Origin of the sequence: Colwellia sp. BRX10-1, from assembly GCF_014077545.1 — a bacterium.
In the GTDB taxonomy this organism is placed as follows: Bacteria; Pseudomonadota; Gammaproteobacteria; order Enterobacterales; family Alteromonadaceae; genus Colwellia_A.
Genome location: NZ_JACGWC010000028.1, coordinates 23,869 through 49,637, shown reverse-complemented (window position 1 = coordinate 49,637; position 25,769 = coordinate 23,869). Strand labels below are relative to the sequence as shown.

General features: G+C 38.8%; 20 protein-coding genes and 3 tRNA genes. 10 read left to right on the top strand and 13 right to left on the bottom strand.

The annotated features are described in order from the left end of the window. Nucleotides 1-395 precede the first annotated feature (395 nt). Together H4J75_RS17105 and htpX are read right to left on the bottom strand one after the other, a co-directional pair. Nucleotides 396-2,114 (bottom strand): SulP family inorganic anion transporter, encoded by a 1,719-nt coding sequence (locus tag H4J75_RS17105; protein WP_182222782.1) that lies wholly within the window; start codon nt 2,112-2,114, stop codon nt 396-398. A gap of 10 nt (nt 2,115-2,124) precedes the next feature. Then, nucleotides 2,125-2,994 (bottom strand): protease HtpX, encoded by an 870-nt coding sequence (gene htpX / locus H4J75_RS17100; protein WP_182217010.1) that lies wholly within the window; start codon nt 2,992-2,994, stop codon nt 2,125-2,127. Nucleotides 2,995-3,319: 325 nt separating this feature from the next. Here htpX and H4J75_RS17095 point away from each other — a divergent pair, with 325 nt between their 5' ends. Next, a complete protein-coding gene (locus H4J75_RS17095) occupies nt 3,320-3,667 on the top strand; it encodes a hypothetical protein (protein WP_182217008.1) in 348 nt (115 codons plus the stop codon). A 24-nt stretch (nt 3,668-3,691) separates the two neighbouring features. Here H4J75_RS17095 and H4J75_RS17090 read toward each other — a convergent pair whose 3' ends face one another. The 3 genes from H4J75_RS17090 to H4J75_RS17080 form a co-directional block, all read right to left on the bottom strand. Next, nucleotides 3,692-3,844, bottom strand: a complete 153-nt coding sequence (locus H4J75_RS17090; RefSeq protein WP_182222781.1) for a hypothetical protein — start codon at nt 3,842-3,844, stop codon at nt 3,692-3,694. A 114-nt stretch (nt 3,845-3,958) separates the two neighbouring features. Then, the gene (locus H4J75_RS17085; protein ID WP_083277877.1) at nt 3,959-4,405 is read right to left on the bottom strand and encodes a RimK/LysX family protein; all 447 of its coding nucleotides are present in this window, start codon (nt 4,403-4,405) and stop codon (nt 3,959-3,961) included. Between the two features lie 266 nt (nt 4,406-4,671). After that, the gene (locus H4J75_RS17080) at nt 4,672-5,049 is read right to left on the bottom strand and encodes an RNA-binding S4 domain-containing protein (RefSeq protein WP_070373952.1); all 378 of its coding nucleotides are present in this window, start codon (nt 5,047-5,049) and stop codon (nt 4,672-4,674) included. A 617-nt stretch (nt 5,050-5,666) separates the two neighbouring features. Here H4J75_RS17080 and H4J75_RS17075 point away from each other — a divergent pair. Next, the gene (locus H4J75_RS17075) at nt 5,667-6,284 is read left to right on the top strand and encodes a response regulator transcription factor (RefSeq protein WP_070373951.1); all 618 of its coding nucleotides are present in this window, start codon (nt 5,667-5,669) and stop codon (nt 6,282-6,284) included. 157 nt (nt 6,285-6,441) lie between these two features. On the opposite strand, the gene H4J75_RS17070 is transcribed toward H4J75_RS17075, so the two are convergent. Further along, nucleotides 6,442-6,819 carry a hypothetical protein gene (locus H4J75_RS17070; RefSeq protein ID WP_182222780.1) on the bottom strand — a complete coding sequence of 126 codons (378 nt, stop codon included), beginning with the start codon at nt 6,817-6,819 and terminating at the stop codon, nt 6,442-6,444. Between the two features lie 268 nt (nt 6,820-7,087). Between H4J75_RS17070 and H4J75_RS17065 the strand changes: the two genes are divergently transcribed. After that, nucleotides 7,088-9,592, top strand: a complete 2,505-nt coding sequence (locus H4J75_RS17065; RefSeq protein ID WP_182222779.1) for a S8 family serine peptidase — start codon at nt 7,088-7,090, stop codon at nt 9,590-9,592. A 581-nt stretch (nt 9,593-10,173) separates the two neighbouring features. Here H4J75_RS17065 and H4J75_RS17060 read toward each other — a convergent pair. The 4 genes from H4J75_RS17060 to H4J75_RS17045 form a co-directional block, all read right to left on the bottom strand. Next, nucleotides 10,174-11,583, bottom strand: coding sequence for a S8 family serine peptidase (locus tag H4J75_RS17060; protein ID WP_182222778.1), 1,410 nt, complete (start codon nt 11,581-11,583; stop codon nt 10,174-10,176). Between the two features lie 389 nt (nt 11,584-11,972). Next, nucleotides 11,973-12,048: transfer RNA gene (locus tag H4J75_RS17055), tRNA-Val, on the bottom strand. A gap of 39 nt (nt 12,049-12,087) precedes the next feature. After that, nucleotides 12,088-12,163: transfer RNA gene (locus H4J75_RS17050), tRNA-Val, on the bottom strand. A 29-nt stretch (nt 12,164-12,192) separates the two neighbouring features. Then, nucleotides 12,193-12,268 (bottom strand) — tRNA-Val (locus H4J75_RS17045). 343 nt (nt 12,269-12,611) lie between these two features. Here H4J75_RS17045 and gltX point away from each other — a divergent pair. From gltX to H4J75_RS17020, 5 genes are all read left to right on the top strand, one after another. Then, nucleotides 12,612-14,024 (top strand): glutamate--tRNA ligase, encoded by a 1,413-nt coding sequence (gltX, locus tag H4J75_RS17040; protein ID WP_070373947.1) that lies wholly within the window; start codon nt 12,612-12,614, stop codon nt 14,022-14,024. 88 nt (nt 14,025-14,112) lie between these two features. After that, nucleotides 14,113-14,646, top strand: a complete 534-nt coding sequence (locus tag H4J75_RS17035) for a hypothetical protein (RefSeq protein WP_182222777.1) — start codon at nt 14,113-14,115, stop codon at nt 14,644-14,646. A 141-nt stretch (nt 14,647-14,787) separates the two neighbouring features. Continuing rightward, on the top strand, nt 14,788-16,131 hold the full coding sequence (locus tag H4J75_RS17030) for a DEAD/DEAH box helicase (RefSeq protein ID WP_182222776.1): 1,344 nt from the start codon (nt 14,788-14,790) through the stop codon (nt 16,129-16,131). Nucleotides 16,132-16,158: 27 nt separating this feature from the next. Further along, a complete protein-coding gene (locus tag H4J75_RS17025; protein ID WP_182222775.1) occupies nt 16,159-16,914 on the top strand; it encodes a transporter substrate-binding domain-containing protein in 756 nt (251 codons plus the stop codon). Nucleotides 16,915-16,926: 12 nt separating this feature from the next. Beyond that, entirely contained in the window at nt 16,927-17,922 is a 996-nt protein-coding gene (locus H4J75_RS17020; protein WP_182216186.1) for a fatty acid desaturase, read from the top strand. A 131-nt stretch (nt 17,923-18,053) separates the two neighbouring features. Here the strand turns inward: H4J75_RS17020 and H4J75_RS17015 are convergent, their stop codons facing one another. Both H4J75_RS17015 and H4J75_RS17010 read right to left on the bottom strand, forming a co-directional pair. Next, nucleotides 18,054-18,905, bottom strand: coding sequence for a 23S rRNA (adenine(2030)-N(6))-methyltransferase RlmJ (locus H4J75_RS17015; protein WP_182222774.1), 852 nt, complete (start codon nt 18,903-18,905; stop codon nt 18,054-18,056). A gap of 94 nt (nt 18,906-18,999) precedes the next feature. Then, nucleotides 19,000-20,592: an ABC-F family ATPase gene (locus tag H4J75_RS17010; protein ID WP_070373941.1), complete on the bottom strand. Its 1,593-nt coding sequence runs from the start codon at nt 20,590-20,592 to the stop codon at nt 19,000-19,002. 266 nt (nt 20,593-20,858) lie between these two features. Between H4J75_RS17010 and H4J75_RS17005 the strand changes: the two genes are divergently transcribed. Beyond that, nucleotides 20,859-21,233 carry an MGMT family protein gene (locus tag H4J75_RS17005; protein ID WP_182216182.1) on the top strand — a complete coding sequence of 125 codons (375 nt, stop codon included), beginning with the start codon at nt 20,859-20,861 and terminating at the stop codon, nt 21,231-21,233. 100 nt (nt 21,234-21,333) lie between these two features. On the opposite strand, the gene H4J75_RS17000 is transcribed toward H4J75_RS17005, so the two are convergent. Continuing rightward, a complete protein-coding gene (locus H4J75_RS17000) occupies nt 21,334-23,619 on the bottom strand; it encodes a TonB-dependent receptor (protein WP_182222773.1) in 2,286 nt (761 codons plus the stop codon). A gap of 386 nt (nt 23,620-24,005) precedes the next feature. On the opposite strand from H4J75_RS17000, the gene H4J75_RS16995 reads away from it, so the two are divergent. Further along, entirely contained in the window at nt 24,006-25,691 is a 1,686-nt protein-coding gene (locus tag H4J75_RS16995) for a M20/M25/M40 family metallo-hydrolase (protein WP_182222772.1), read from the top strand. Nucleotides 25,692-25,769 lie beyond the last annotated feature (78 nt).

The following is a 25,769-nucleotide window of genomic DNA, read 5'->3' as shown; positions in this document are numbered from 1 at the left end:
GGATTAGCCTTATAAAACAACAAATTAAATGCTTTGTGTTGAATTGGTTGTTATCCTTTAATGATAGATATAAAGCCGATATGACATCACAAGAAATTTTAAAATCAGCGACGGTTAATGCGGCTGATTTAATGGTGATGTCAAAGCGTTTATGAACACTCGAAGTCGGAAAAGTTGCTGACATTATTACCATGCACGCTAGCCCTTTCGTTGATATTAATGAATTATTAGCTGTTGATTTTGTAATGAAGTCAGATGACGTGGTCAAGTCTAAGTAATGGCGTAACCATTACTAAAAAGCCTGTTTAATCTTTGTTAAACAGGCTTTGTACTTATCATATTGAGTGATGCTGTTTATTGCAGGACTACCATAAAAAGCATGGTATTATTTTACGCTAAAGCGTGATTTCTTCTGCGCTGCTGACGGTTTCGGTGATTTGTTTACGTTGGTTCATTCTCAAGGCTAAATACAAATCAGAATGCACATAAATTCCTTCGTGACCTGATTTAATCTCTGCTTTTACAAACCACGCCAACAACTGTCTTTTTCTGCCAGCAAGCTCAAGGCGAACACCGCGCTTTCTAAAAATAACCTCTAAATCTGATAGCATCGCCATCACACTTAAGTCTAAATGAGTAAAACATGGCACCGCATCAATAATTACACACTCAATGTCATCTTTTTGTCTGGCATATTGTTCTAACAATCGGCGTTTAAAGAAACTAGAATTAAAGTAAGTTAAAGGCGAATTAAAACGATAAATAAAAATACCGTCCACCGCTTTTGCTTTATCACTGGCATCTAAACTTCTTACTACACCGTTGATATCAACACCGAGTATATGGTCGGTGGGGCGCATTACCGTCCTAATAAATTGGAATAAACCTAGTAATACAGCAAGGGTAATACCGGGAATAACACCAATAAATAACACCGCTAATAAAGTGGTTAAGGTTAAGTAAAATGCTTGTCGGTCTTTTAGTCTGAGTTTCCAGACCATTTTAAGATCTAGTAGGTGCACAGAAGCAATAATCAAGACAACCCCCAAGGCGGCACTGGGAATAAATTCAAGGGGTGCGGTAAAGAAAATAGCAATAATAGCAATAATGGCTGCGGCTATAATAGAGACTAATTGGGTTTTACCGCCATTGGCATCATTGACTGCGGTGCGAGAAGAGGCGCCACTGACGGCAAAACCCTGTGATACAGCCGACGCTAAATTAGCAATACCTAAAGCCATAAATTCTTTATCTGCATCAACGTCATAGCCATTCTTTGCGGCAAAGCTGCGAGCGGTGAGCATCATGCTAACAAAACTTATTATCGCTAAGTTAAGTGCTGGCATAACAAGCTCACGAATAACACCGACATTAAATTCAGGTGTTTGAAATAAGGGTAAGCCCCCCTCGACAACGCCAATGGTTTTTATACCAAACTGCTCTAATTTAAAAAGCCATACTAAGGCTGCACCCAACGCAATGGCAAACATTGAAGCAGGCCAAGTGGGCTTTAGGCGTTTCATACCAAAATAAATAGCCAGGGTAAATAAGGCGATAGTTAATGTTGGGAAATGTGTTTGTGCTAAGTAATCAGGGACACCGCCCAAACGTTCGAGCAGATACCTTTCATCAAAGGTAAAACCAAATATTTTAGAAAATTGACCAACAATAACTGTTATGGCAACACCATTTAACAGCCCCATTAAAATAGGTTTAGACAAGAAGTCAGCCAATACACCAAGCTTAAAACGACTGGCCAGAATGCACCAAAAACCGGTCATCGCTGTCATGGTAATAACTAACTGCCAATGCTTAGTACTGTCGCCGGCGGCTAAAGGGGTGATCAGTGCCGCAATAACTGCACAAGTTGCCGCATCAGGCCCAACGATTAATTGCTTAGAGGTCCCAAATAATGCATATACCATCATAGGTAATACACAGGAGTACAAGCCTACTACGGCATTAACTCCGGTGAGTTGTGCATAAGCTATAGCAACCGGTAATGCAACGGCTGCAACCGATAATGCCGCTTTAACATCATCAGCAAACCAACTTCTTTCATAGTTAAATAAGGTGTTTAAACCTGGCATAAAATCATACAAACGTGACAACACAATAGCTCCCTTATTTAGTGCTCAGCGATGCTATGCGTTTTGCTAATGGCGGATGACTCGAAAAGAGTGCGCTCATTTTACTTGAGCTAATGGCAAAAGCTGACATTTCGGTCGGTAGCTGGGGCAAGTTTTGTAGTTGTTCTAGTTTACTGAGTGCGGCAATCATATTTTGTCGGCCCGCAAGGCTTGCACCACCTTCATCTGCTCTAAATTCTCGATAGCGAGAAAACCACATCATTATCATAGTCGCTAATAAGCCCAATACGAGTTGAGAAACTAATGAGACAATCCAAAAGGCAGGTCCGTGACCACTTTTTACGTTAAATACATTGCGGTCAACCACATGACCGATAATGCGTGATAAGAACACCACGAAGGTATTTAAAACCCCTTGCAGAAGTGTCATTGTTACCATATCGCCATTGGCGACGTGGCTTATTTCATGAGCAAGAACCGCTTCTACCTCATTTTGACTCATGTGACTTAATAAGCCGGTGCTTACCGCGACTAAGGCATTATTTCTACTCCAACCCGTTGCAAAAGCGTTCGGTGAAGGATGATTAAAAATACCGACTTCAGGCATGCCAATATTGGCTTTTAGGGCTTGTTCTTGTACTGTTTTGAGTAGCCAGCGCTCGGTTTGATTATTCGGCGTCACGATAACCTCGACGCCCATACTTCTTTTCGCCATAAACTTAGAAATAAACAAGGAGATAAACGAACCACTAAAGCCAATAACCGTGGCATAAATGAGTAATGATTGAAAATTAAGGTCGACGCCATTTTCTGCCAACAAGCCTTCAATACCAAATAAGCTAAAGGTAATACTCAAAATCATCATAATGGCAATGTTAGTGGCCAAAAATAGTAAGATTCTCATTTTTTATCTCTTCATTTTGCAATAATAATGCCTTTATAGACAAGGCTGTTAGTCAAATAGTCACAAAGTAATTTAATCAAATAGTGGGCAAGTAATCAAAGTATATTTATTGATAATAGGCGAAGTGTTAAAAATTTATTCGGGTGTTTTATTTAGACTGAAAATAAGCGATGTGCTGACTGGTTTTAGGTTTTACTCTGTCTGCATTATCAATGATTTTTTTGTGTTTACGGTTAATGTGACTTTATTTTACTTTCACGAGTCTAGATAGAGGTGGAAAATTATGATCACAATATTAAGAATACAAAACATTTAAAGGAAAGATATGAAAGCTCTAATTTTACTGATTGCTATTGTCATGGTTGCTCCTGTTCACGCAACGCAAAATATATTCAACGTGCTAGTGCAAGATACAAACTTAGTCAAAGATATTCGCGCTGAGGAAGAAAATATTTGGATTAAACTGGCAGCCGCTAATCTTGCTGATGAAATAATTATACGAATTTCAAGTAAAGATAAAGATTTATATCGTCCATGGTTTAATGGCAGTGTTGATCTTCAATCAAAAGGTTTTCGTGGTAACGATATCTGGTCTGATAGACTTCAGACCCAAGCTAACTTCGTAGAGTATTGGCACAAAGGTCGGTTAGTTCTTCATCTTCAGCGCAAGTAATGACATTTTTTGAATAGAGAGTCATCATTTTTTTAGTCTGTAATTTAGTGGCAGGCTAAATGCTGTTTCAGCGGATTCTTTAGTTTCAACCCAATCAACGGCGTAATTATCCATCAATAGACATTGAACTAAACCATCACCGATGATCTTGTCATCTTCGACGATTAATATGCGCATTTATTACTCCGCTTACTACAAAACTATCTATGATAAAATGTTAACCTTAAGGTCATATTAAGGCCTTTGCTTTATTGATCATTGATTATTGACTATTATTAATGTTATTCAACGTTACTCAACACTCGGTGATATTTTTTCTACTGAGGCGAGATAACTAAATTCTGGATCGACCAACATTTCACCTTTCATCGCTTCACGTCCCAATAGCATCAAGTGGTTCATGCTTGACCGGTCGGTTAATGACAGTCTTACTGTCCATGTTAATTCGCCCATTACCGCCAACGTATTGATGATATAGCGACGTTCTTTTTCTCCGTTAGACGATTTTATACGTTTTCTATCGACTATCTTTGCCGAACATTTAATCGTTTTAGTGACATCGTGAGAATCAGGATGAAATTCAAAGTCCAACATGCCAGTGACTTTATTTTCAGAAATATGGTCAACATGGAGCGATGAAGTTTGCGCGCCAGTATCAATGCGGGTTGCAACCTCAAATAGCTCTAATTCGGGTAAATCAATAGTTTCTCTAGCACCGACAAGTATTTTTTCTTTCATATTATCCATTTCATTATGTTGTTGTAGCAGACAAAATTATATTTTACGGCACAAGTGCTAAAACAATAGCATATCATTGTTATTAAGAAATACTACGCCAAAAAGATGTTGCCGTTGTCAGCAATAATGACAGCTCTTATTGTTATAAGCGCCATAACTGTTCGATAAGCATAGCTTTTTTATTACTAAAGTAAAGTAGGGTGGCTTGATTTTCCACCCATTTAAGGAGTGTTTTTCTGGGGGTATATCATCAAATTTGTTTGAAATTAGAAGGAAATAGGTCTTCTCTTCGCCGGCAAAGATGATGGTTCAATTGCTTGCTCTGCAGAAACAAAGGTTTCTTTAGTGTTTGATTTACTCTTTTTAAGCGAGCTTTTAGTTCCAGCTCCACTGGGCTGTGCAGTCGTTGATGACTTTTGTTTTGGAGTATGGGCAACTTCAAAAATTTCGCCATCAAATTCAACGGTATCGCCATGACGAATTTTCTTTCGTTTTTGAAACTCAACTTCATTGTTAACTAGAACATAACCTTCGCTGATCACTATTTTGGCTTCGCCACCACCACCGACCATATTGGCAATTTTTAGTAATTTACAAAGCTCGATTGGTTCAACCGAAATATTAATAATAGGGTGTGCAGACATGTAACGTTAGCCTAGTGATATTAAATTTAATGGCAACAATTATAACATAAAGAAGTGTGACAAGGATAAGGTATAGATTATTTAGTCGTAAATTATATTATCGCACTTCGTCAATTAAAACAGGTCTTTTTAAAGCTCACTTAATATATAGCCTTGATAATTTAAATGCTTGGGTTAATGGTTAAGCTGACTTTCGGCTGATAAAGTTTCTGTATCTAGCTTTTTTAGCGGCAGTTAGTCGACCGCTTTGACAAACTGATCAAACTTTATGGCCATTATTAGCCACAGCAAGGTTTACTTGGCTGAGGAATAAGTTGATGCTTTTTAAATGTTTTATACAATGCTAAAGTTTATAATTATGCCATAATCAAATTTACGGCGAACAGGGTAAATAACTTTTATTACTTGTTAAGAAAACATGAAAAGTTGCAGAACAACACTATGCATCCTTCTATTATTAGTGGTGTATCGCATTATTTTTTTCTTTACCCGGACACAGAGGCTAATTTGAATAAACTTGAAAAAAGTCAATTAAGTCAATTAGTAAAACGCTTGTACAGGTGCGTGTTTGTCAAAGATGCTCAAGATGATAGCGTTCATACCATGGCTCTTTCGTTATGAGTATTTCACTTGTTGTTGCTGATGACCATGTGCTTATGCGCCAAGCATTAGTAAACTATTTAAAGGCAGGTAACGAGTTTACTATCTTGGCTGAATGTAAAGATGGAATAGAATTAATCAGTCAAACCTTAAAAACCGATCCTGATGTTGTGGTGATGGATATTTCTATGCCAAATATGAGCGGACTGGTGGCAATTGACAAACTATTGTCGCAACGGCCAACGACAAAAATATTAGTTTTATCCATGCACGACGAACTTGAGTATATTTTAGCGATGCAAAAAGCGGGTGCTAAAGGTTATATCCTCAAAGAGTCGTCCTCAGATCTTCTTATTCATGCGATTAAAGATGTTTATAACGGTAAAACCTTCTTTCCAAACTTATCTGCCAATAATTGTCAGCCGGCGTCCAACCCATTAGAAGTATTAACTCGGCGAGAAAGAGAAGTGTTTTTCTCAGTAATTGCCGGAAATACCAGTAAGAAAATAGCAGAATTACTCAATATGAGTGTAAAAACGGTGGAAAATCATCGCACCAAAATATATAAAAAGCTGCAGGTTGGCAGTGTGGCAGAACTACTAAGAATGGCTAATAAAGCAGGTCTTCTTGAATAGCGTTTATTTTATCTCATTTGAACTTTGCTAGAGACAAAAAAACGCCCTACAAGGAGGGCGTTTAATGAACGTAAATGTTATACGTACTCTGCTCTACATTTAGCTGTTATTACTCTGCGTTCGAACTTGTCCCTGAGACAAAGTAATTTTTATCTATTTAATTAGCGATAATCGCATAGCTAGCTCGAGTTACACCGTCTTCTGGATTAAATGTAGCAACCATTGTCGGTTGTAAATAAAATTGACCTTGCTCAAGGTTATAGCGAACACCTAACAGACCTTCGTTCAAAGCAATTTGCACATAACCGCGCATATCGCCAGCAATATCACTTTGGTCAGCAATCACGATTGATTCACCATGGTAATTAACCGTGATTTCATGCGCCTCGCTCAAGTCTACTGCCTCTTGATTTTTACCAATAACTTGCACGAGATTGTAAGCTAGCTCTGCACGAGTCAACGCTGATTCTCCGTGGAAGTCGCCATTATTATCAACCGTCATCACGGGACCAAATTGTTGTTTAGCATCTTTCAATACAGCAGCTTACATAGCAACTGATTCAGCAAAAAAGATGAAATAGGGGGTCCCCTAAGATTTGATAAATAACTGCTTAATTAGCAAACCTATACAGTGAATCATTTTAGAAAAAAAATATCAGTGAGTTGATCGTATTAGCGATTTTAATTTAGCTAATAGTTCTGTAGATAGGGGGAACCCCCTATTTACTCAGCCCCCCTTAACTCGATAGAGTGCTTGAGTGAATTATATACACCCCTTAACAATAACTAGAACGAGTGAAATAATGAAAAAATTTACCTTAAGTGCAATAGCAGCAGCAACCATGGCATTAACTATGCCGTCTCAAGTTTTCGCTAACGCTGCCATTGGCGAGCAGTTAGCTGAGTTTTTACCGACTATGGTTGGTACTCAAACGGTTATGGCCGTAGTAACTTATAACCAATTAGAGTCGGTATCAACAACTCAACTAGAGCATCTTTCTGGACTAGGTATTAGTCAGGCTGTTCAGTTTGCTTCGGTTCCTGTTATTGGCGTAGTCGCTAACTTAGATCAAATTAAAGCCATTGCTCAACGTAGCGATGTGCGCTCGGTATGGTTAAATCGTGAACTTGAATACTTTAATTCTGATGCTCGTCAGATCACGGGGGTTGATGCGGTACAAGGTGAAGCGTTTTTAGCACAAAATGACATTGAATATACCGGTAAAGGCGTAACTGTAATGGTTAACGACTCGGGTATTGATGCTACCCATCAGGATTTATTCTTTGGCGATAAAGTGATTGATAACGTGCAAGGTCTAACGCATGCAAGTTTATTAAGCATAACGGGTGTAACCGAAGGTCTAATACTTAAGAACCAACCTAACACAGATACTAATTCAGGCCACGGTACCCATTGTGCTGGCACTATTGCTGGATATGGTACTATGTCAGATGGCCTTTACCCAGGCGCAGCGCCAGATGCTAAGCTAGTAGGCTATGGCTCAGGTGGTGTTATTCTTATTCTTGATACTATAGGCGCTTATGACTATGCCATTACTAAAGGTGATAGTTACGAAAATCCATTGCGCGTAATGAGTAACTCATGGGGTTCAAGTGGTAAGTTCGACCCGACTGGCCCAGTTTCTCTAGCTTCATATAAAGCCCATAAAATGGGAATATTATCTGTATTTGCAGCAGGTAACTCCGGCTCAGGTGAAGATACGCACAACCCTTATGCACAAATTCCTTGGGGCATGTCTATTGGCGCAGGAGAAAAAGATGGCACACTAGCTGGTTTCTCTTCACGTGGTTATAAGTATGAATCTGGCGAGTTCGATATGCCAGATGGTACAAAATGGACCTACAATAATGAAATTACTATCGTAGCTCCTGGTGTAGACGTTATTTCTACTCGTGCAGTTACTAATGCCGGCGCAAATGGTGGTGAAGCTGATGTAGACGCGATGGACCCTACTCATTTACCTTTCTATACCATGATATCAGGTACGTCGATGGCAACGCCTCATGTTGCTGGTATTGTTGCACTAATGTTAGAAGCTAATCCTGACTTAGATAACATGGCCATCAAAAAATTGTTACAAGAATCTGCGACTAATATGCCAGGTTACGAGCGCTTTGAAGTCGGTGCTGGATTTGTAAACGCCCGTGCAGCAGTAGCCGCAGCCAAAAACTATGATATGAACCACAGTGTCACGGTTAATAACCTACGCGGTAAAGTTTTCAATGCTAATACGCTAGTTGAAATTAGCGAAAAAAGCCCTGAAGGTTCTATCTGGTCAACACCCAATGGCGTCACAGAGCCACTAGGACTGCAAAACTCATTTGAATTTCAGGTTCACAGTGAAGCATTGTGGGTTAAGGGCTCTGCGAGCTCATTGGCTAATACGGCTAAATTAGTTTTAATTGACCCCGATGGCACTGAATACTTTGGTAACTTAACTTTACCTGTGCTTGGAACTGATATGCGTGTTACGGCACCTGCAATGGCAGGTACGTGGACGGTTCGAGTTGACGGACTAACCTCTTTGTCTGGCGTAAATCCAGATCCACTTAATCTAACTAATGGTCCAATGGCTCCTGAGAATTTCGACGTTAAAATAAATTTTGAAGACTTAATTGGCTTTGAAGGGGTAAACGATATAGCCGCTCATCGTTATGAAAATGCGATAAAATATGCAGTAAGCAAAAGACTAATGGATGGCTTGAATAACGGTGATTTCAACCCTGATGCAAAGTTAAAACGTAAAGACTTAGCTAAGTACCTAGTCATGGGCGGCGCTGTTCGTCAATACCGTGAATTAGACAACGAGCCAAAGCCAGAACTTAATTCAGTACATAGTGGTTACCAAGCGTTTATTGAATCGGTATCGGTTAACGGTGGCGCATTGAAAGATAGCTTGCGTGAACAGCAGCCAGTTATGCTTAATAAAAGTGGTGAGTTTGCACATAACGGTCGTGTATCTAAAGTAGACCTAGCTTACAGCTTAGTTCAAATTCTAGGACTAGAATCAATGGCTAAAGCGTTTGATCCTGAGAAAGATGAAATTACGGTTGACTACAATGGTCAGACTATTGTGCTAGCAGATCAAGACAGCATTGCCGACGATATGAAAGGTTATGTGCAACTTGCCATACAGCTTTCATTATTGAATGTTCACTTTGATGTTACTCAAGGTACTTACGACTTAACGCCACAGTTGAACGCTAGCTTTGGTGGAAATTATAAAGTCACTCGTGCAGAATATGCTTTAACTGCCGGTCGTCTTTTTGGTCAATACTTTCAGTAAGCTCTTTGGTCAATACTTTGAGTAATTACTTTCGGTAACTAGTACCGCATATTAATCAGGAGGCCATTTGGCCTCCTTTTTTTTACCTGTTAGCTACCCTTGCCACTCACACTGTTAATCATAGTTTCTGCTTTTTTCAGTATAGTTTTGATAAGCTAATGCTATGTTAAGCGATATCATTGACAAATTTTCCAAGTGATCTCTTGTTTGTTCTCTGCAGAGGTTGGTGAGCTGGTTCTATTTTTCTCGTTAGGTATTGCCTTGCAGTGATAGTCGAATTAATAGTTGGCAATTTGCAATTTGCAATTTGCAGTTAATAGTTATTAGGTATTAGGTATTAGGTATTAGCGGTATAGCTATCGCATTGGAATACTGGTTGCTGGAGTGGGCTAATATTATCTTCCCAGAGACCTGTTTATGCCAGGGCGTTGTTGTTAATATCTACTCTTTTGTCACTGCTGCGAGAAAAAATTAAATAAGATGTCAGGCTAAAGTTAAAGACGCTAAACTACTTTCGTTGTTTAATAGTGCGGTGACATCAGTCTTTGCACAGTATAGACCGACAGTATTGTCGTGAGTGATTATTTATACGCTTTAACATGTGTTTTTGCTGCAGCAACAGCGGCTCTTATATCAATATAGCCGGCACCAACTTCCCACGCTTGGTATCCAAGCATCTGAGTTGCAGACTTTGCTATTAATTGTTTGATTTCCTCGATACTTAATAATGGATTAGCTTCCATCATGAGAGCGGCAACACCCGCCGTATATGATGTTGCTATTGAAGTACCAGATAATCGGCTATAAAAAGGGGTATAGGCGGAGTCAAAAAGAAAATCATCATCTGCGCTGTAAGCAAGGCCATTATTCGATGATCGGGTTGAGACCATGTAGTGACCGGGGGCGACAACCGTGACTTGGTTATTATAAGTCCATTCTTGCTTATCTGGCATGGTAAAGCTGCCAGTTTTATAAGATAAATCACGAGAAGAAAAATCAACTAAGTGACCATGACTATTACCGGCACCGACTGATATTACCCAAGGGAGTTGAGCATAAGGGTTATGACTACTTTTACCAGCCCCTGAATTTCCGGCAGAAAATATTGACAATATCCCCAAGGTATAAGCTTTATATGAGGCTAAACCAATTGGGCTGTTCGCATCAAAGTTTCCGGTTGAGCCCCAAGCATTACTGATAATACGCAATGGACTTTGATAATCGTAGCGGTGATTAATCGCATAATCATAGCCACTAACCGCATCTAAAATAGTTAAATCAGCACCTGAGCCGTAACCGACTAGTTTGGCGTCGGGAGCGACACCTTTATATTTACCATCAGACATGGCCCCAGAGCCTGCAATAATGCCAGCACAATGGGTACCGTGGTCTGTGTTTACATCAGTATTATATTGACCTCGACTGATAAAGGTCTCGGTTGTGCTCATTTTAGCCAAAGCTGATGATTGTATGGCCGCCTCGACATTATCAATGACTACGTCGCCAAAAAATAGATCTTGATGCGTGGCATCAATCCCTGAGTCATTGACCATAATGGTGACACCCTTACCACTATAATCGGTATCACCATTAATATTAACAAAGTCTGTTCCTTGAATTTTATTAACACCGGAATTTTGTCGTGAATTAGCTATAAAATAGCTTAATTTTCGGTTTAACCATATTGAACGGACGTCGTCGCGCGCGGCGATCGCTTTGATTTGTGCAGCATTAGCGACCACGCCTATTACAGGCAGTGCAGAAAACTTAACGCCTTTATTAATTCCTAAAGCTACTAGCGCCTGTATTTGAGTAACCGAGAGTGGCTGCATTTGTTGAAAGGTTATTACCGCGAGGATTGTTTCTTTGCCAGTCATCGTAGGAAGGGTTTGTGCGAGTTGCTCGCCAATAGTACTTTCAGCCAATGCTTTTATAGGCATTGTTAATGCTAAAGAGGCTATAAGCCATGCACTTAAAGTTAATTTACTCATGATAACCAAACTCCGTTTGTTAAATCATTGCAATTATTTCTATCACAGCTAGTTTCCCAATAAACAGGCAGCCTGAAAATAGGGGGTTACCCTAAGTGTATTTAGGTAAATATGCTGTGAGTTTATTAGTGGGTGTGGTTTAAATAAAAGGGGGTTTGCTGACTTTGAATGTTTTAACTAATTGAAATTGTAGTTTTATAGTAGTGGGTTGGCAGGCAGTAGCAACAATAAAAAGAGCAGGAATTGTGATTGATTTAAACTATGTAGTAGCAGAGAGAAAGATATGAAAAAGAGTCTTCAAGATAAATGATTTAAAATTTAATATATTAATTAAAATTATTATCAGTTATTTAATTTTTAAGTAGATGATGTAAGAATGAGGAAAAAGATGGTGGACGATACTGGGCTTGAACCAGTGACCCCCGCCTTGTAAGGGCGGTGCTCTCCCAACTGAGCTAATCGTCCATATAGATTATCTAAAGAAAATTCTATAGGGTGTAATTATGGTGGGCGATACTGGGCTTGAACCAGTGACCCCCGCCTTGTAAGGGCGGTGCTCTCCCAACTGAGCTAATCGCCCATAATTACTTTATTCTTGAGACTTAAGATTGGTGGGCGATACTGGGCTTGAACCAGTGACCCCCGCCTTGTAAGGGCGGTGCTCTCCCAACTGAGCTAATCGCCCAATCTTAAATTTCCTGAATCGTTAACGGTCTAATTAATTAAACACTGTCTGCGTTTCAGTGGGGCGTATTATAGGGAGATGAGAAAAGCTGTCAACATAAAACAAAGATTTTTCTGCTTTTTTTTCAGTTTTATTGATATATTTAATTTTCTTGCTGTAAAATTAAACAGCTTGCTTGTTTTATCCTCGCTGGAGATTTTCTTTTCTTTGTTTCTTTCAGCAAATGATGTTTTCCTTAGCTATGCCTGATAAAATATCGACAATTTTTATCGTACCAATTGTAGACTTTAAGCCTTGTCTTTTAACATAGCCTTTAAGTCTTAAACTTTATAGTGAGATTTTTATGAGCTTAACAACTCGATTTGCGCCAAGTCCGACCGGTTATTTACACGTTGGTGGGGCACGTACTGCCCTTTATAGTTGGTTATATGCCAAGAAAAATGGCGGTGATTTCGTTTTACGTATCGAAGACACTGATTTAGAACGTTCAAGCCAAGCATCCGTTGATGCCATTATGGACGGTATGAATTGGTTGAATCTTGAATGGACACATGGTCCGTATTTCCAAACCCAACGTTTCGACCGTTATAAAGAAGTTATTGAGCAGTTACTTGCCTCTGGCAATGCTTATCGCTGTTATAGCACCAGTGAAGAAGTTGAAGCAATGCGTGAACAGGCTCGTGAAACTGGCGCGAAAGAAAAATATAACGGTTTGTGGCGCGACCGCACCGACTATCCTGCTGATAAGCCTTATGTGATTCGTTTTAAAAACCCACTTGATGGCGAAGTTGTTATCAAAGATATGGTTAAAGGCGATATAACGATAGCTAATGAAGAGTTAGATGATTTAATTCTTGCGCGTAGCGATGGCACACCCACTTATAACTTAACGGTTGTTGTTGATGATTGGGATATGAAAATTACCCATGTTGTACGTGGTGATGATCATATTAGTAATACGCCAAAACAAATTAATATTTTACTCGCTTTAGGGGCAACACTCCCAGAGTATGCCCACATCCCAATGATTTTAGGTGATGACGGTAAGCGATTATCAAAACGTCATGGTGCTGTCGGTGTTATGCAATACCGCGATGATGGTTATTTACCTGAAGCCTTATTAAACTACTTAGTGCGCTTAGGTTGGTCTCATGGCGATAAAGAAATATTTTCTCGTGAAGAAATGATTGAACTGTTTGATTTAAAAGACTGTAACCGTGCTGCTTCAGGTTTTAATACTGATAAATTAATTTGGGTCAACCAACATTATATGAAAACTATGGAGCCAAGTTATGTTGCAACACATTTAGCCTGGCACATGAATGAGCAAGGTATCAATATTGAAAATGGTCCAGCACTTGAAGAAATCGTTAAAATTCAAGCCGACCGAGTAAAAACTTTAAAAGAGATGGCACAAATTTCTCGCTACTTTTACGAAGACTTTAGCGAACTAGAAGCATCAGCGGTTAAGAAACATTTACGCCCTGTTGTTAAAGAGCCTCTTATATTGGTTAAAGCTAAACTTGCAGCATTAAGCGAATGGTCACCTGAACTTATTCATGCGGCAATTAATGATACGGCAACAGAGCTTGAAGTCGGTATGGGCAAAGTGGGTATGCCATTGCGTGTTGCGGCGACTGGTGGTGGTAATTCACCTTCTTTAGATGTTACTTTGGCTTTATTGGATAAAGATAAAGTACTTGCTCGTATTGATCACGCTATTGAAGTGGTTGAAGCAAGAATAGCGAACAGCTAATTAAATAAAGTTTTATGTTAACAAGATATAAGGTCGTTGATGGTTAGCTGTCAACGGCCTTATTGTATTGAAAAAGACGAGATTAAAGATGAACCAAAGCGAACTATTAAATAGATTAAAAGCCTTTGAACATAAAGAGGTTTTTTTTGGTCCACAGGGTTTTAGCGTTATTACTAAAATGGCGACATTAAATAAAGCCCAGATTGGCTATGCGGTTGATAAAAAAGGCGCTAGTTTAGTTAATAACGATAACGATAACGATATCGGCAATTGGCAAAGTTCATGGCTTGTTATCGCCACAGATACCGAATTAGGTGACCCGTATTTTATTGACTTGGCCGATGAACATTTAGCGGTTTATACCGCGATTGCTGAAGAAGAAAATCAATGGCAAGCAACCCTAGTGAGTGCATCTTTGGTTGGTTTTGAACAGTGCTTAACGGCGATATATCAACAGTGTCAGCAAAAATCTGCCATGTACCTTCCCGATGAAAGCTGTATTTTTGATCTCGAGGTATTAGAAACCTTTGGTAAACAACTAGTTGAATTTTCGCAAACCAATGATTTTTGGCAACACTTTTTTGTTGGTTATGTTGATTGGCTTCGCGACGAACATGTTTAATAGCGCCATAAGATGAATAAGTCTGTGGTACTTTTTTAAGTTTTTCATTTTTTTAACACCCTGATAAAATACTATACGTCATTCTTGTCGTTAGCAGGGTATAATAACAACGTTTTTATTGGTTCTTTTTTGGAGTGTAGTTTGCAGTTTACAGATTTTGGTTTAGACAGTCGTTTAATGTCAACGGTTGAGCATTTAGGTTTTTTAGAGCCGACAGAAATTCAGCAGCAAGCTATTCCTGCTGCTATGGCCGGGCATGATTTAATTGCCTCATCAAAAACTGGCTCAGGTAAAACCTTAGCGTTTATTATTCCTGCGATGCAACGCTTAATTCGAAATAGGGCTTTGTCTAAACGTGATCCTCGTGTTCTTATTCTTATGCCAACACGAGAATTAGCCAAACAAGTTTTTACTCAACTACGTTTATTTACCACCGGTTCACAGTTTAAAGCTGTGCTTATTTTGGGTGGTGAAAACTTTAATGATCAAGTAAAAACACTGCACAAAGACCCTCACTTTATTGTTGCGACACCAGGTCGATTGTCTGACCATTTATCGCAAGGGCATTTCTATTTAAAGGGCTTAGAGCTCCTTATTCTTGATGAAGCCGATCGGATGTTAGATTTAGGCTTTTCAAAACAATTAAAACAAATTAATAGCGCTGCCGATCATCGTAAGCGTCAAACACTGATGTTTTCTGCAACACTCGATCACGCACAAGTCAATGAGTTCGCACTAGCGTTATTAAAAAAACCAAAACGAATTGCCATAGGCTCTGCACATACCGAGCATAAAGATATTACTAAACGCTTTTACCTATGCGATAACTTAGACCATAAACAAGACTTGCTTGAACACTTTTTGAAAACTGAAAGCTATCAACAAGTGATTATTTTCACTGCAACACGAAGTGATACCGACAGATTATCAAAGCTGCTCAGTGAGCAGAGCTTAAGTACGGTCGCCTTAAGTGGTGAGCTTAATCAAGGTCAGCGTAATCAAATAATGGATGGCTTTAGTAAGGGACAACAAAAGATATTGATCACGACTGATTTAGCGTCTCGAGGTTTAGATTTAGTTAACGTATCGCACGTCTTTAACTTTGATATGCCAAAGCACACTGAAGAATTTGTGCATCGTATTGGCCGGACAGGTCGAGCGGGTAGCACCGGTGATGCGATTTCCTTTGTTGGTCCTAAAGACTGGATTAGTTTTAAAAATGTTGAAGGTTTTTTACAGCAAACCTTTAACTTTGATGTTGTTGATAGCTTAAAAGCTACATTCAAGGGCATAAAACCTAAAAAGCCAAAAGTGGCTGCTAAGTCAAAATCTTCAACAAAAACTAACGAAAAGCCGCAAAGATCTCAGCCTAAAAAAGTCATTAAAAGAGTCTTTGTTGCTCAAGATGTTGGTGAGTTACCTGTGTTGCGTAAAAAGACGGTAACGCCCGTTAGTGAAATAGACAGCGATTCTGAAATCGATTAACCGTCTCGAGTATAAGGTATTAATAAAATGAAATTTTTCTTTTTTATTTGTAGTTTTTTACTTTGTTTAAACGCACAAGCTCAGCATGGCAAACAGCAGCAAGTTATCACGTTGAGTATTGCAGCCCCTGAAATTCGCCCTTTTATTTATAGCAATGAAAAGGGTGAAAACAAGGGCTTGTTAATTGAGACGATGAATAAACTCAATGCCAGTGGAAAATTTAAAATATCAGTTACCATCATGCCTTGGGCAAGAGCATTAAAAGCGGTTGAGCAGGGAATGTTTGATGCATTAATGCCGACGGTTTATACACCAGAACGCAGCTTGTTTTTGAGCTTTCCTAAAAGTCCTTTGATTAATTTTTATGGCTCTGAAATATTCAAAAGAGCAGATGATAATTTTGTTTATCAAGGCATTCCATTAATTGATAAAAGTAAAATACTTGTCAAAGTTCGTTCAACCAATGTTGATAGCCACTTAGAAAAAGCCTTTAAAGATGCCTCTATAACGTTTGTTGAAGCGACTCGCCTAGAAGATGCCTTTAATATGCTTATTTACGGTCGCGTTGATTTATTGGTGGCCGATAGTGCCATAGCAAATACAACCATCGATAATATGGCGGTTAATGGACAAGTCGAAGGGTTCTCGTTGTCTGATCAAGTTGACTCTTCTTTTCTTGCCTTTTCAAAAAAATATTCAATGTCTCACGATATCAATGAAGTGATGAAAGAAATTAATATGATTAATGATGCCGATAGTTATCACCTTTCGAGTAAAAATTAGTGAATGCTTAGGATGAGTTCAACAACAGACGCTGAAAAAATTAAAAATATTGTTCAAGGTGTTAAAGCCGAAGAACAGCGCTTACGCAAAAAATATGTGTTTTTAGCTAAGCAAGACAGTATTGGTTTACTCATTCTTTTACTGTCACTTACTGGCATGATCACCAGTGGCTTATTATATTACTATGCCTTTATTCCTGCCTGGGTTTGTATCATGTTAGCGGCAATTTTTGCCTCTATCTCTCATGAGTTAGAGCATGACTTAATTCATAAACTTTACTTTCGTCAGCAACCTATTATACATAATCTTATGATGGCCACTGTTTGGTTAATGCGCCCAAGTACTATCAACCCTTGGTATCGTCGCAAAATTCATTTACTGCACCATAAAACCTCAGGCACAAAACAAGATTTAGAAGAACGATTGGTCGGCAATGGTATTGCTAATATACTTGTTCGCTATATCGTGATGTTTGATGGTTTATTCGGGCTAATTTTACAAAGAAAGCACTTGAATAGAGAAGTGAAAGCCTTTAATTTTTTGAGTGTTTTTAATGGCGGATTCCCATTGACGATACTTTATTATATCTTCGGTTACGGCTTTATATTGTTTCACAGTGTAGATTTTTTTATTGCCAGCGATTTTATCTATCCGCCATGGTTACAAACCTTTTCAGCGTTGAGCAATCTGTTGATGGTGATTATTATTGCGCCTAACTTTTTACGCTCAGCCTGTTTAAATTTAGTGACTTCTTATTTGCACTACTATGGTGGCGTTAATAATGTACTGCAGCAAACGCAAGTCTTTAAAGGTTTGGTTATTTGGCCACTTAACCTCTTTACCTTTAACTTTGCTGGTACACATGCCATTCATCACTTTGTTGTGCAACAACCGTTTTATTTGCGTCAAATGTTAGCAAGTACCGCACATAAGGTGATGAAAGAAAATGGTGTTAGATTTAATGATGTTAGTACATTTTCAAATGCAAATAGATATCGCACTTTGTAAGGTAGGGCAGTAGCGACAAAACTTTAGTTATCTTATTGCTTGTTAATTATCAACTGATCATAAAAGGCTGATAAGCTTGCTAAGTGGCGCTGCTTAATTTAGCTGCGCCATATATTTTAGCTTAAGGCTAATTATTCAGCAATAAGCTGCGCTAATGTAAAGCTAGTCTCAGCCTGTCCTAAGGTTGCCTTCATAAAAGGAAGTATCTCTTCGAGCTGCTTTTTTAACTGCCAAGGAGGATTAACAATAAATAAGCCGGTACCTGTCATACCATATTCATCACTGTCGGCTTGTAAACAAAATTCAACTTGTAATAAATTTTTCACTTCACTACGGGTAAAGTCTTTTTCCATAGCATGAATACGCTCACGGGTAACCAGAGGATACCAAAGAATATAAGTCCCGGAATTGAATTTTTTATAGGCTTTTACGATAGTCTTAACCGCTTTAGCGTAATCTTCTTTTAACTCATAGGGTGGATCGATAAGCACGACACCCCGGCGACTTGGTGGCGGTACTAACCCCAAGACACCTTGATAACCATCAGACTGTTTTACATGTGATTTTTTCCAGCGTGTGCAGAATTCTGTTAAATGTTGAATATCGGTAGGGTGTAACTCAAAGAGATGAGTACTGTCTTGGCGGCGCATCAGTTGCTTAGCAACACCAGGCGAGCCAGGATAAATTTCTAGCTCACTATTTTCAGTGTTTAAGCGCTGAATTAGCTCAACATAGGGTGTTAATGCTTCAGGAAAATTCTCATCAGTTAAGGCGGCAATAATTTTGGCGATACCACCTTTGTATTCAGCTGTTTTTTGAGCGTATTCATCTTTTAGTGAATACATGCCAGCACCCGAGTGGCTATCGATATAGGTAAAGCCTTTATCTTTACGCACCATATATTCTAGTACGAGCGTTAAAACCGAATGTTTTAAAACATCAGCGAAGTTTCCTGCGTGAAAAGCATGACGATAACTGAGCAAAAGGATTTCCTTAAAATATAAAATAGGGCAGTGAAAATAATAGATAAAACACCTAAATAAGGGGTGTTTTATCTATTGATAGAACGGGTGGGATTTATGCTTGGCTTGCTAAGTACTCATCATAAGTACCAGCAAAATCGATGTAACCATCTTTGGTTAATTCAATAATACGCGTAGCTAAACTCGAAACAAACTCACGGTCATGGCTAACAAACACTAAGGTACCTTCGTAGTTCTCTAATGCCATATTAAGTGACTCAATAGACTCCATATCCATATGGTTGGTCGGTTCGTCCATCACAAGAATATTAGGCAGTTGCATCATCAGTTTACCAAAAAGCATTCTGCCTTTTTCGCCCCCTGATAATATTTTAACTGATTTTAGAATATCGTCAGCTGAAAATAATAAACGCCCCAAATAACCACGAACGGCTTGTTCGTCGTCGGTAGGCTGACGCCATTGGCTCATCCAGTCAAACAAGGTCATGTCATGCTCAAATTCAAACTCATGGTCTTGTGCGTAATAACCAATATTTGAATTTTCAGACCAAGTAAAATCACCAGAAGTTGCTTCGTAGCCGACTTCATTTAATAAAGTGCGTAAAAAGGTGGTTTTACCTATGCCGTTTTCGCCGATCACCGCAATACGTTCACCGACTTCAGCCAAAAGAGAAATATCTTTTAGTACATGAGCATCATTAAATTTCTTGTTTAATTTTTCTATCACTAAGGCATTACGAAATAATTTTTTCTCTTGCTCAAAGCGAATAAAGGGGTTGGTACGGCTTGAAGGTTTAACTTCTTCTAGTTGGATCTTGTCGATACGTTTTGCACGAGAAGTCGCTTGTTTAGCTTTTGAAGCATTAGCAGAAAAACGAGCAACGAAAGCTTGTAGCTCACCTATTTGCGCTTTTTTCTTAGCATTGTCAGCAAGTAAGTTAGCTCGTGCTTGTGTTGCTGCCAGCATGTATTCGTCATAGTTACCTGAGAAAACTCTAAGTTCTCCGTAATCTAAATCGGCCATGTGGGTACAAACACTGTTTAAAAAATGTCTATCATGCGAAATGATGATCATGGTTGAATCACGGGCATTCAAGGTTTCTTCAAGCCATTGAATAGTATGAATATCCAGGTTGTTGGTTGGCTCATCAAGTAATAAAATATCAGGATCTGAGAATAGCGCTTGTGCTAACAATATACGCAGTTTAAAACCTGGGGCTATTTCGCTCATTAAACCATAATGTTGGTTAACAGCAATTCCTACGCCCATTAATAGTTCGCCGGCACGTGCTTCGGCACTGTAACCGTCCATCTCAGCATATTCTGATTCTAAATCGCCTACTTTCATGCCATCGGCTTCACTCATTTCTGGTAAAGCATAAATACGGTCACGTTCTTCTTTTACCGCCCATAATTCAGTATGTCCCATAATAACGGTATCAATAACACTGAAGTGCTCAAAGGCAAATTGGTCCTGGCTTAATTTACCCAAACGTTCGTTAGGGTCTAAGCTTACATTGCCTGAGGTCTGCTCTAGGTCACCACCTAAGATTTTTATGAGTGTTGATTTACCACAACCGTTGGCACCAATTAAACCGTAACGATTACCACCACCAAATTTTTGTGAAATATTTTCAAAAAGAGGTTTTGCGCCGAATTGTTGGGTAATATTATTTGCTTGTAGGATAAGCTGATTCCTTGGTTGTGCATTTAAGCTGGTAAGTCAATAGCGCGCGATTATACACAAAAAACATCGACTTCAATAGGCTAAAATTTGTCTATTTGGCTGGGGTGGATGATAAATTAATGACAAGTTGTTCAATGTTCAGTAAATTTTCTTATTTTAGTAAAAGTTGCTAAGTAGCGTGTTATCGTCTGTTGGCAAGATGTTAAGATAATATTCACTGTGTTTTACAACCGTAATTAAGCCGTTTCATTAGATGAGTCGCCACGATGTTAAAAAATAATAAGCGCCCGGTAAACGTTAATTACCCTCGTATCTGGCAAACAGTGCAGTTAATACCTTATGGCAAGGTCGCTTGCTATGGACAGGTTGCTGATCTTGCTGGCTTGCCCGGTAAAGCCAGGTTAGTCGGGAAAGCGTTAGGTAAAATCCCTGATGATGGCTGGAAAGAAAAAAGTGTTCCTTGGCACAGAGTTATTAACTCTCAAGGGAAAATATCATTTGCTGTTGAAAGTGAACTTTTCGCCAAACAAAGCGCACTGCTTCAAGAGGAGCAAGTGGTTGTTATAGGTAATCGCGTTAAGTTAACAGATTTTCAGTGGCAACCCGATTTGGCTGAATTACTCTTTAAACTCACTTATTAAATACCAAGAATTCAGGGCTATGAGTCTCGTATATAGGCATTAAAAATAAAAAAGGCGACTAATTATAGTCGCCTTTTATCATTAAAATTAGCCGTTTAGCTTAATAGAAATTAACTTTAAATTCTGCACCAAAAAAGCGCTCTTCATTAACAATAGCGGTATTGTTACTAAAGTCTACAGCGCCAATAGCGATTTGTTCATCAGTTATGTTACGAACAAATAAGGCAACTTCATACTCTTTATCATCACCGTCCCAGGTATAACCTGTACGTGCGCCACCTTCAAATAATGATTTTCCATTAAATTCTTTTGATTCATATAAAAAGAAACTAATGTCATCTCGGTAAGACCAATCCGTGTAGGCATAGAATTCACCGTCTGCAATTTCACGAGAATAACGCAAGGTAAAGTTAAAAATCCACTCTGGTGCATGTGGTAAACTATTACCGTCTACTTCGGCAAATCTATTGCCCATCTCATCAGTGTAGAAATTATCTGTAATAGTACATAATTTACAAGCAGCAACAGCTAAGTCACTGTCATTGATTTCGGTATTATTATAACTAACACTCGCCGTTAGCCAAAAATTATCGGTTAGCATAAACTCTGAGTCGATTTCAAAACCGTAACCGGTCGTTTCTTCAGCGTTAAGTAAACTCGCCGTATTGCCACCACCACCAACAGAAGTTAGCTGTTGATCATCCATGGTAAAATAAAATACCGAAGCATTAATACGACCAAAGCCGTCTAAAATATCAGATTTGATACCGGTTTCTAAAGATAAAATAGTTTCTGAGTCGGCAACAGAAATACCATTTCCAAAGGCGAATAACGAACGCCCTTGAATACTTGGCGCTCTAAACGTGTCGGCAATACGTGCATATAAGTTTATGTCATCGGTATATTTATGCGTAACACTGATATCCCAGCTAACATGTGAATCGCTTGGATTTACTTCACCTGATACGACATCAGGAAAACCTAACCATGCCAATGGAGACTTCGTTCTTTGGTTGCTATAGTCTTTGTCATCATCAGAATAACGTAAGCCAAAGGTTACTGAGGTTTTGTCGTTATAGTCATAATCAAACGAACCAAAAACAGCCCATGCAGTCGTTTCTTGCTCTTGAATAACGTAACCCGTTTGTGCGCCACTGCTAAATAAAGGATCGAAGGCAAAGCTTTCAATGGTTAAATCTTCATTAAAATAAAATGCGCCCACTTGGTAATTAAATTGGCCATCAAAGTTGCTTGATAAGCGAATTTCTTGTGTTAGTTGCTCGTGATCTGGAATAGCATCGGCTGTTTCTGAATCAAGTGCGATAATACCTGGTCCTGAAGGCTCAGCATAAACTGCGCCATAACCACCATCAACATCGGCACGAGAATAAAGCTCAGCGCTTTCATAGCCTGAAATTGACGTTAGGGTAAATTCACCTAATTCAAATTCCAACTTTAAACTGCCGCCTTCGGTTTCAACTTGTTGTGTCGCTCTTGATGCCGAGTCATGGTAAACAGTATCTCTTTCAAAGTTACTGACTAATTCGTTACTTGCAGGTTTAAACGCATTTGCATAGAAAGCAACCGGCTTGCCATCCAAGTCGCGCATGTGGTAATTAAATAATGCTGTGAAAGCGTCATCTTCATAAAGAAATTGAATACGAGCCGCTTTGTCATTGTAGCCACCTAAAACTTCTTTTTGTTCAAAACCGGGTGCTTGGTTATCTATGTAGTCATCTCTGGTTTGATTAAGTAATGAAACACGAGCAGATAATTTATCAGTTAACCCCCCACCAACAGCCGCACGCATATCGGTAGTGTTATTACTGCCGTATGAAAGTGAGCCAAAACCATCAAAATCTTGTGATGGTTTTACTGATTCAAATTTAATTAAACCGGCAGGGGTGTTACGACCAAATAGTGTCCCTTGTGGACCACGTAATACTTCTACGCGGCCAACATCAAATACTGGGAAACCTTTCAAAATTGGGTTTTCTTGCACAACTTCATCAACAACTAAAGAAACTGGCTGTGATGCATTTAAATCAAAATCAGAATTACCTAAACCACGCATATAAAAACGTGGAAAAGTACGACCAAAAGAAGATTCAACAGAAAGACTCGGCACGCGGGCATTTAAAAAACGAATGTCCATAGCAGCAGAACTTAACACATTCAGTTTTTCACCTTGGAGCGCACTAATAGCTACAGGAACTTCTTGAACATTTTCTACTCTTTTACGCGCGGTTACTTCAATAATTTCTAAACCAACTACTTTTTCTTCGGCGTTTTCTTCAGCTAAAGTAGCTGCAGAAAAACCGACCGTTGATGTTAAAACAGCGAGTTTAACCGCTGTAGCCAAAGTGGAATTTTTGAACAAATTCATTAATATTCTCCAAGAGTGCGATGTTTTTTAGGTAAACTAAATTTTATTGTTATTTTGATACCAGTTAGGGTAGCCGAAATTTACACATTTCTAAATAGAAAATATCTATTTTTATACGTTTTAACATAGTTTACTTTATAGGAAGTTGTTATGTTATTTTTTGCAAAATTAAGCTAAGCAGACGTTTTGTTAATGCTTTAAATTAAAATGGTTAATGTAAGGTGAATATAAAGACTGCACTGCTACTTAACCTTATTATTACCTGCTGCTTCTCACTTAATACCAACGGTCTCTTATTCGATGGAGTTCGTCTTATCTGTCTTTTTAATTATTATTTTTTGTACTAAATTAATCATGACAAAAAATATAATAATTAGGAAACAATAATGAAAAAATTCGTATTATCTTTATTATGCCTTTCTTTATCGACTGCTTATGCAAGTGATGACTTAGATATGGCGAATAAAATAAGGGCAGAAGGTTTTTATAATTCTGAAGTCATGCACACATTAGAGCAATTAACCGATGAAATAGGCCCTCGTTTATCTGGCTCTCCTCAGATGAAGAAAGCTAATAATTGGACTTTAGAGAAGTTAAAGGGGTGGGGATTAAAAAATGCTTATTTAGACCCTTTTGAGTTTGGGCGAGGCTGGTCACATGACTCTGCTTCCATTGACCTATTGAGTCCGCGTGAAGTTTCTTTACACGGTATTCCTGTTGCTTGGACACCGGGCACTGAAGGAGAAGTAACAGGAGATGTTGTTATCTTTGATGCGGCTTCAATAACTGACTTAGCACAATATAAAGGTAAGCTAAAAGGTAAGATCATTATGATGGGCGCGGGTAAAAATATTGAAGCGCCTGAGAACAGTGTCTTTCAACGCTATGACTCCGGAGAGCTTTCTACATTGACAGAGTTTGATGTAATGCGAGCGCCAAGTCACTCTCCATGGGTAACTGCTGACCGAAGAGGTGGCGCAATGCAGCGTTATAATTTTCAAGCCACGCTCAGTAATTTCTTAAAAGAAGAGCAAGTTGCTGGTGTTATATATCGTAGCTGGCGTCAAGGTGGCTTAATTAACGTTTTTGGTAGTGACCATCGTGTCGGTAAAACCTTTCCAGTACCAGCACTTATTATAGAAGCAGAACATTACAACCTATTATCTCGAATGATAGATAATGGCAAAACACCTAAATTATCGCTCAATATCGATGCGCGTTTTCATGATAACGACCGAAATGCTTATAATACCATTGCAGAAATTCCAGGGAGTGATAAAAACCCTGAAATAGTTATGGTCGGTGGCCACTTAGACTCGTGGCATGCCAGTGATGGTGCTGTTGATAACGGTGCGGGTGTGGCGGTTTCAATGGAAGCTGTTCGTATTTTACAAGCATTAAACTTTAAACCTAAACGTACCATACGTATTGGTTTATGGTCGGGCGAAGAACAAGGGTTATTTGGTTCGGCAGCTTATGTTGATGAACACTTTGCGACCCGTCCTAAACCTACTGATAAGAATGAGCAAGCATTACCCAGTTATTTATGGAAAGATCAAGGTTGGCCGATTGAAACGAAAGCTGATCATGATAAGTTTTCGGTATACTTTAATATGGATAATGGTAGTGGACGTTTCAGAGGTATTTATACTGAAGGTAATGTTGCTGCTAAATCAATATTCGGTAACTGGTTCAGCCCTTATTCGGATTTAAGTACCGGTACTATTACCAATCAAAGTACCGGTGGCACTGATCACGAGTCTTTTGATGATGTAGGGTTACCCGGTTTTCAATTTATTCAAGACAAGTTAGATTATGGCTCTCGTTTGCATCATACCCATATTGATTCGATTGACCATGTCGTAGAGGCTGATCTAAAACAAGCTTCTGTTATTCTTGCTGGTTTTTTATATAAGGCGGCCATGGCTGACGAACGTATGCCTCGTAAGCCGATGCCAAAAGATATTTCTAATTTGCAGAAGCAGCAGATGAAATTGAAAGCTGACAAAGCACGTAAAAACCGTGATAAAGAAGGTAATAAAAGCTTAGAGATAAACTCAGTAAAAAATTAATCTGATTAAAAAAAAAGCACTCAACATTGTTGAGTGCTTTATTGTAAATATCCCAAATCAATCAACAACATAATTCGT

Coding starts and splice junctions, on each gene's coding strand:
- htpX (WP_182217010.1), bottom strand. CDS start 2,994: ATGAGAATCTTACTATTTTTGGCCACTAACATTGCCATTATGATGATT.
- H4J75_RS17095 (WP_182217008.1), top strand. CDS start 3,320: ATGAAAGCTCTAATTTTACTGATTGCTATTGTCATGGTTGCTCCTGTT.
- H4J75_RS17090 (WP_182222781.1), bottom strand. CDS start 3,844: ATGCGCATATTAATCGTCGAAGATGACAAGATCATCGGTGATGGTTTA.
- H4J75_RS17085 (WP_083277877.1), bottom strand. CDS start 4,405: ATGAAAGAAAAAATACTTGTCGGTGCTAGAGAAACTATTGATTTACCC.
- H4J75_RS17080 (WP_070373952.1), bottom strand. CDS start 5,049: ATGTCTGCACACCCTATTATTAATATTTCGGTTGAACCAATCGAGCTT.
- H4J75_RS17075 (WP_070373951.1), top strand. CDS start 5,667: ATGAGTATTTCACTTGTTGTTGCTGATGACCATGTGCTTATGCGCCAA.
- H4J75_RS17065 (WP_182222779.1), top strand. CDS start 7,088: ATGAAAAAATTTACCTTAAGTGCAATAGCAGCAGCAACCATGGCATTA.
- H4J75_RS17060 (WP_182222778.1), bottom strand. CDS start 11,583: ATGAGTAAATTAACTTTAAGTGCATGGCTTATAGCCTCTTTAGCATTA.
- gltX (WP_070373947.1), top strand. CDS start 12,612: ATGAGCTTAACAACTCGATTTGCGCCAAGTCCGACCGGTTATTTACAC.
- H4J75_RS17035 (WP_182222777.1), top strand. CDS start 14,113: ATGAACCAAAGCGAACTATTAAATAGATTAAAAGCCTTTGAACATAAA.
- H4J75_RS17025 (WP_182222775.1), top strand. CDS start 16,159: ATGAAATTTTTCTTTTTTATTTGTAGTTTTTTACTTTGTTTAAACGCA.
- H4J75_RS17020 (WP_182216186.1), top strand. CDS start 16,927: ATGAGTTCAACAACAGACGCTGAAAAAATTAAAAATATTGTTCAAGGT.
- H4J75_RS17005 (WP_182216182.1), top strand. CDS start 20,859: ATGTTAAAAAATAATAAGCGCCCGGTAAACGTTAATTACCCTCGTATC.
- H4J75_RS17000 (WP_182222773.1), bottom strand. CDS start 23,619: ATGAATTTGTTCAAAAATTCCACTTTGGCTACAGCGGTTAAACTCGCT.
- H4J75_RS16995 (WP_182222772.1), top strand. CDS start 24,006: ATGAAAAAATTCGTATTATCTTTATTATGCCTTTCTTTATCGACTGCT.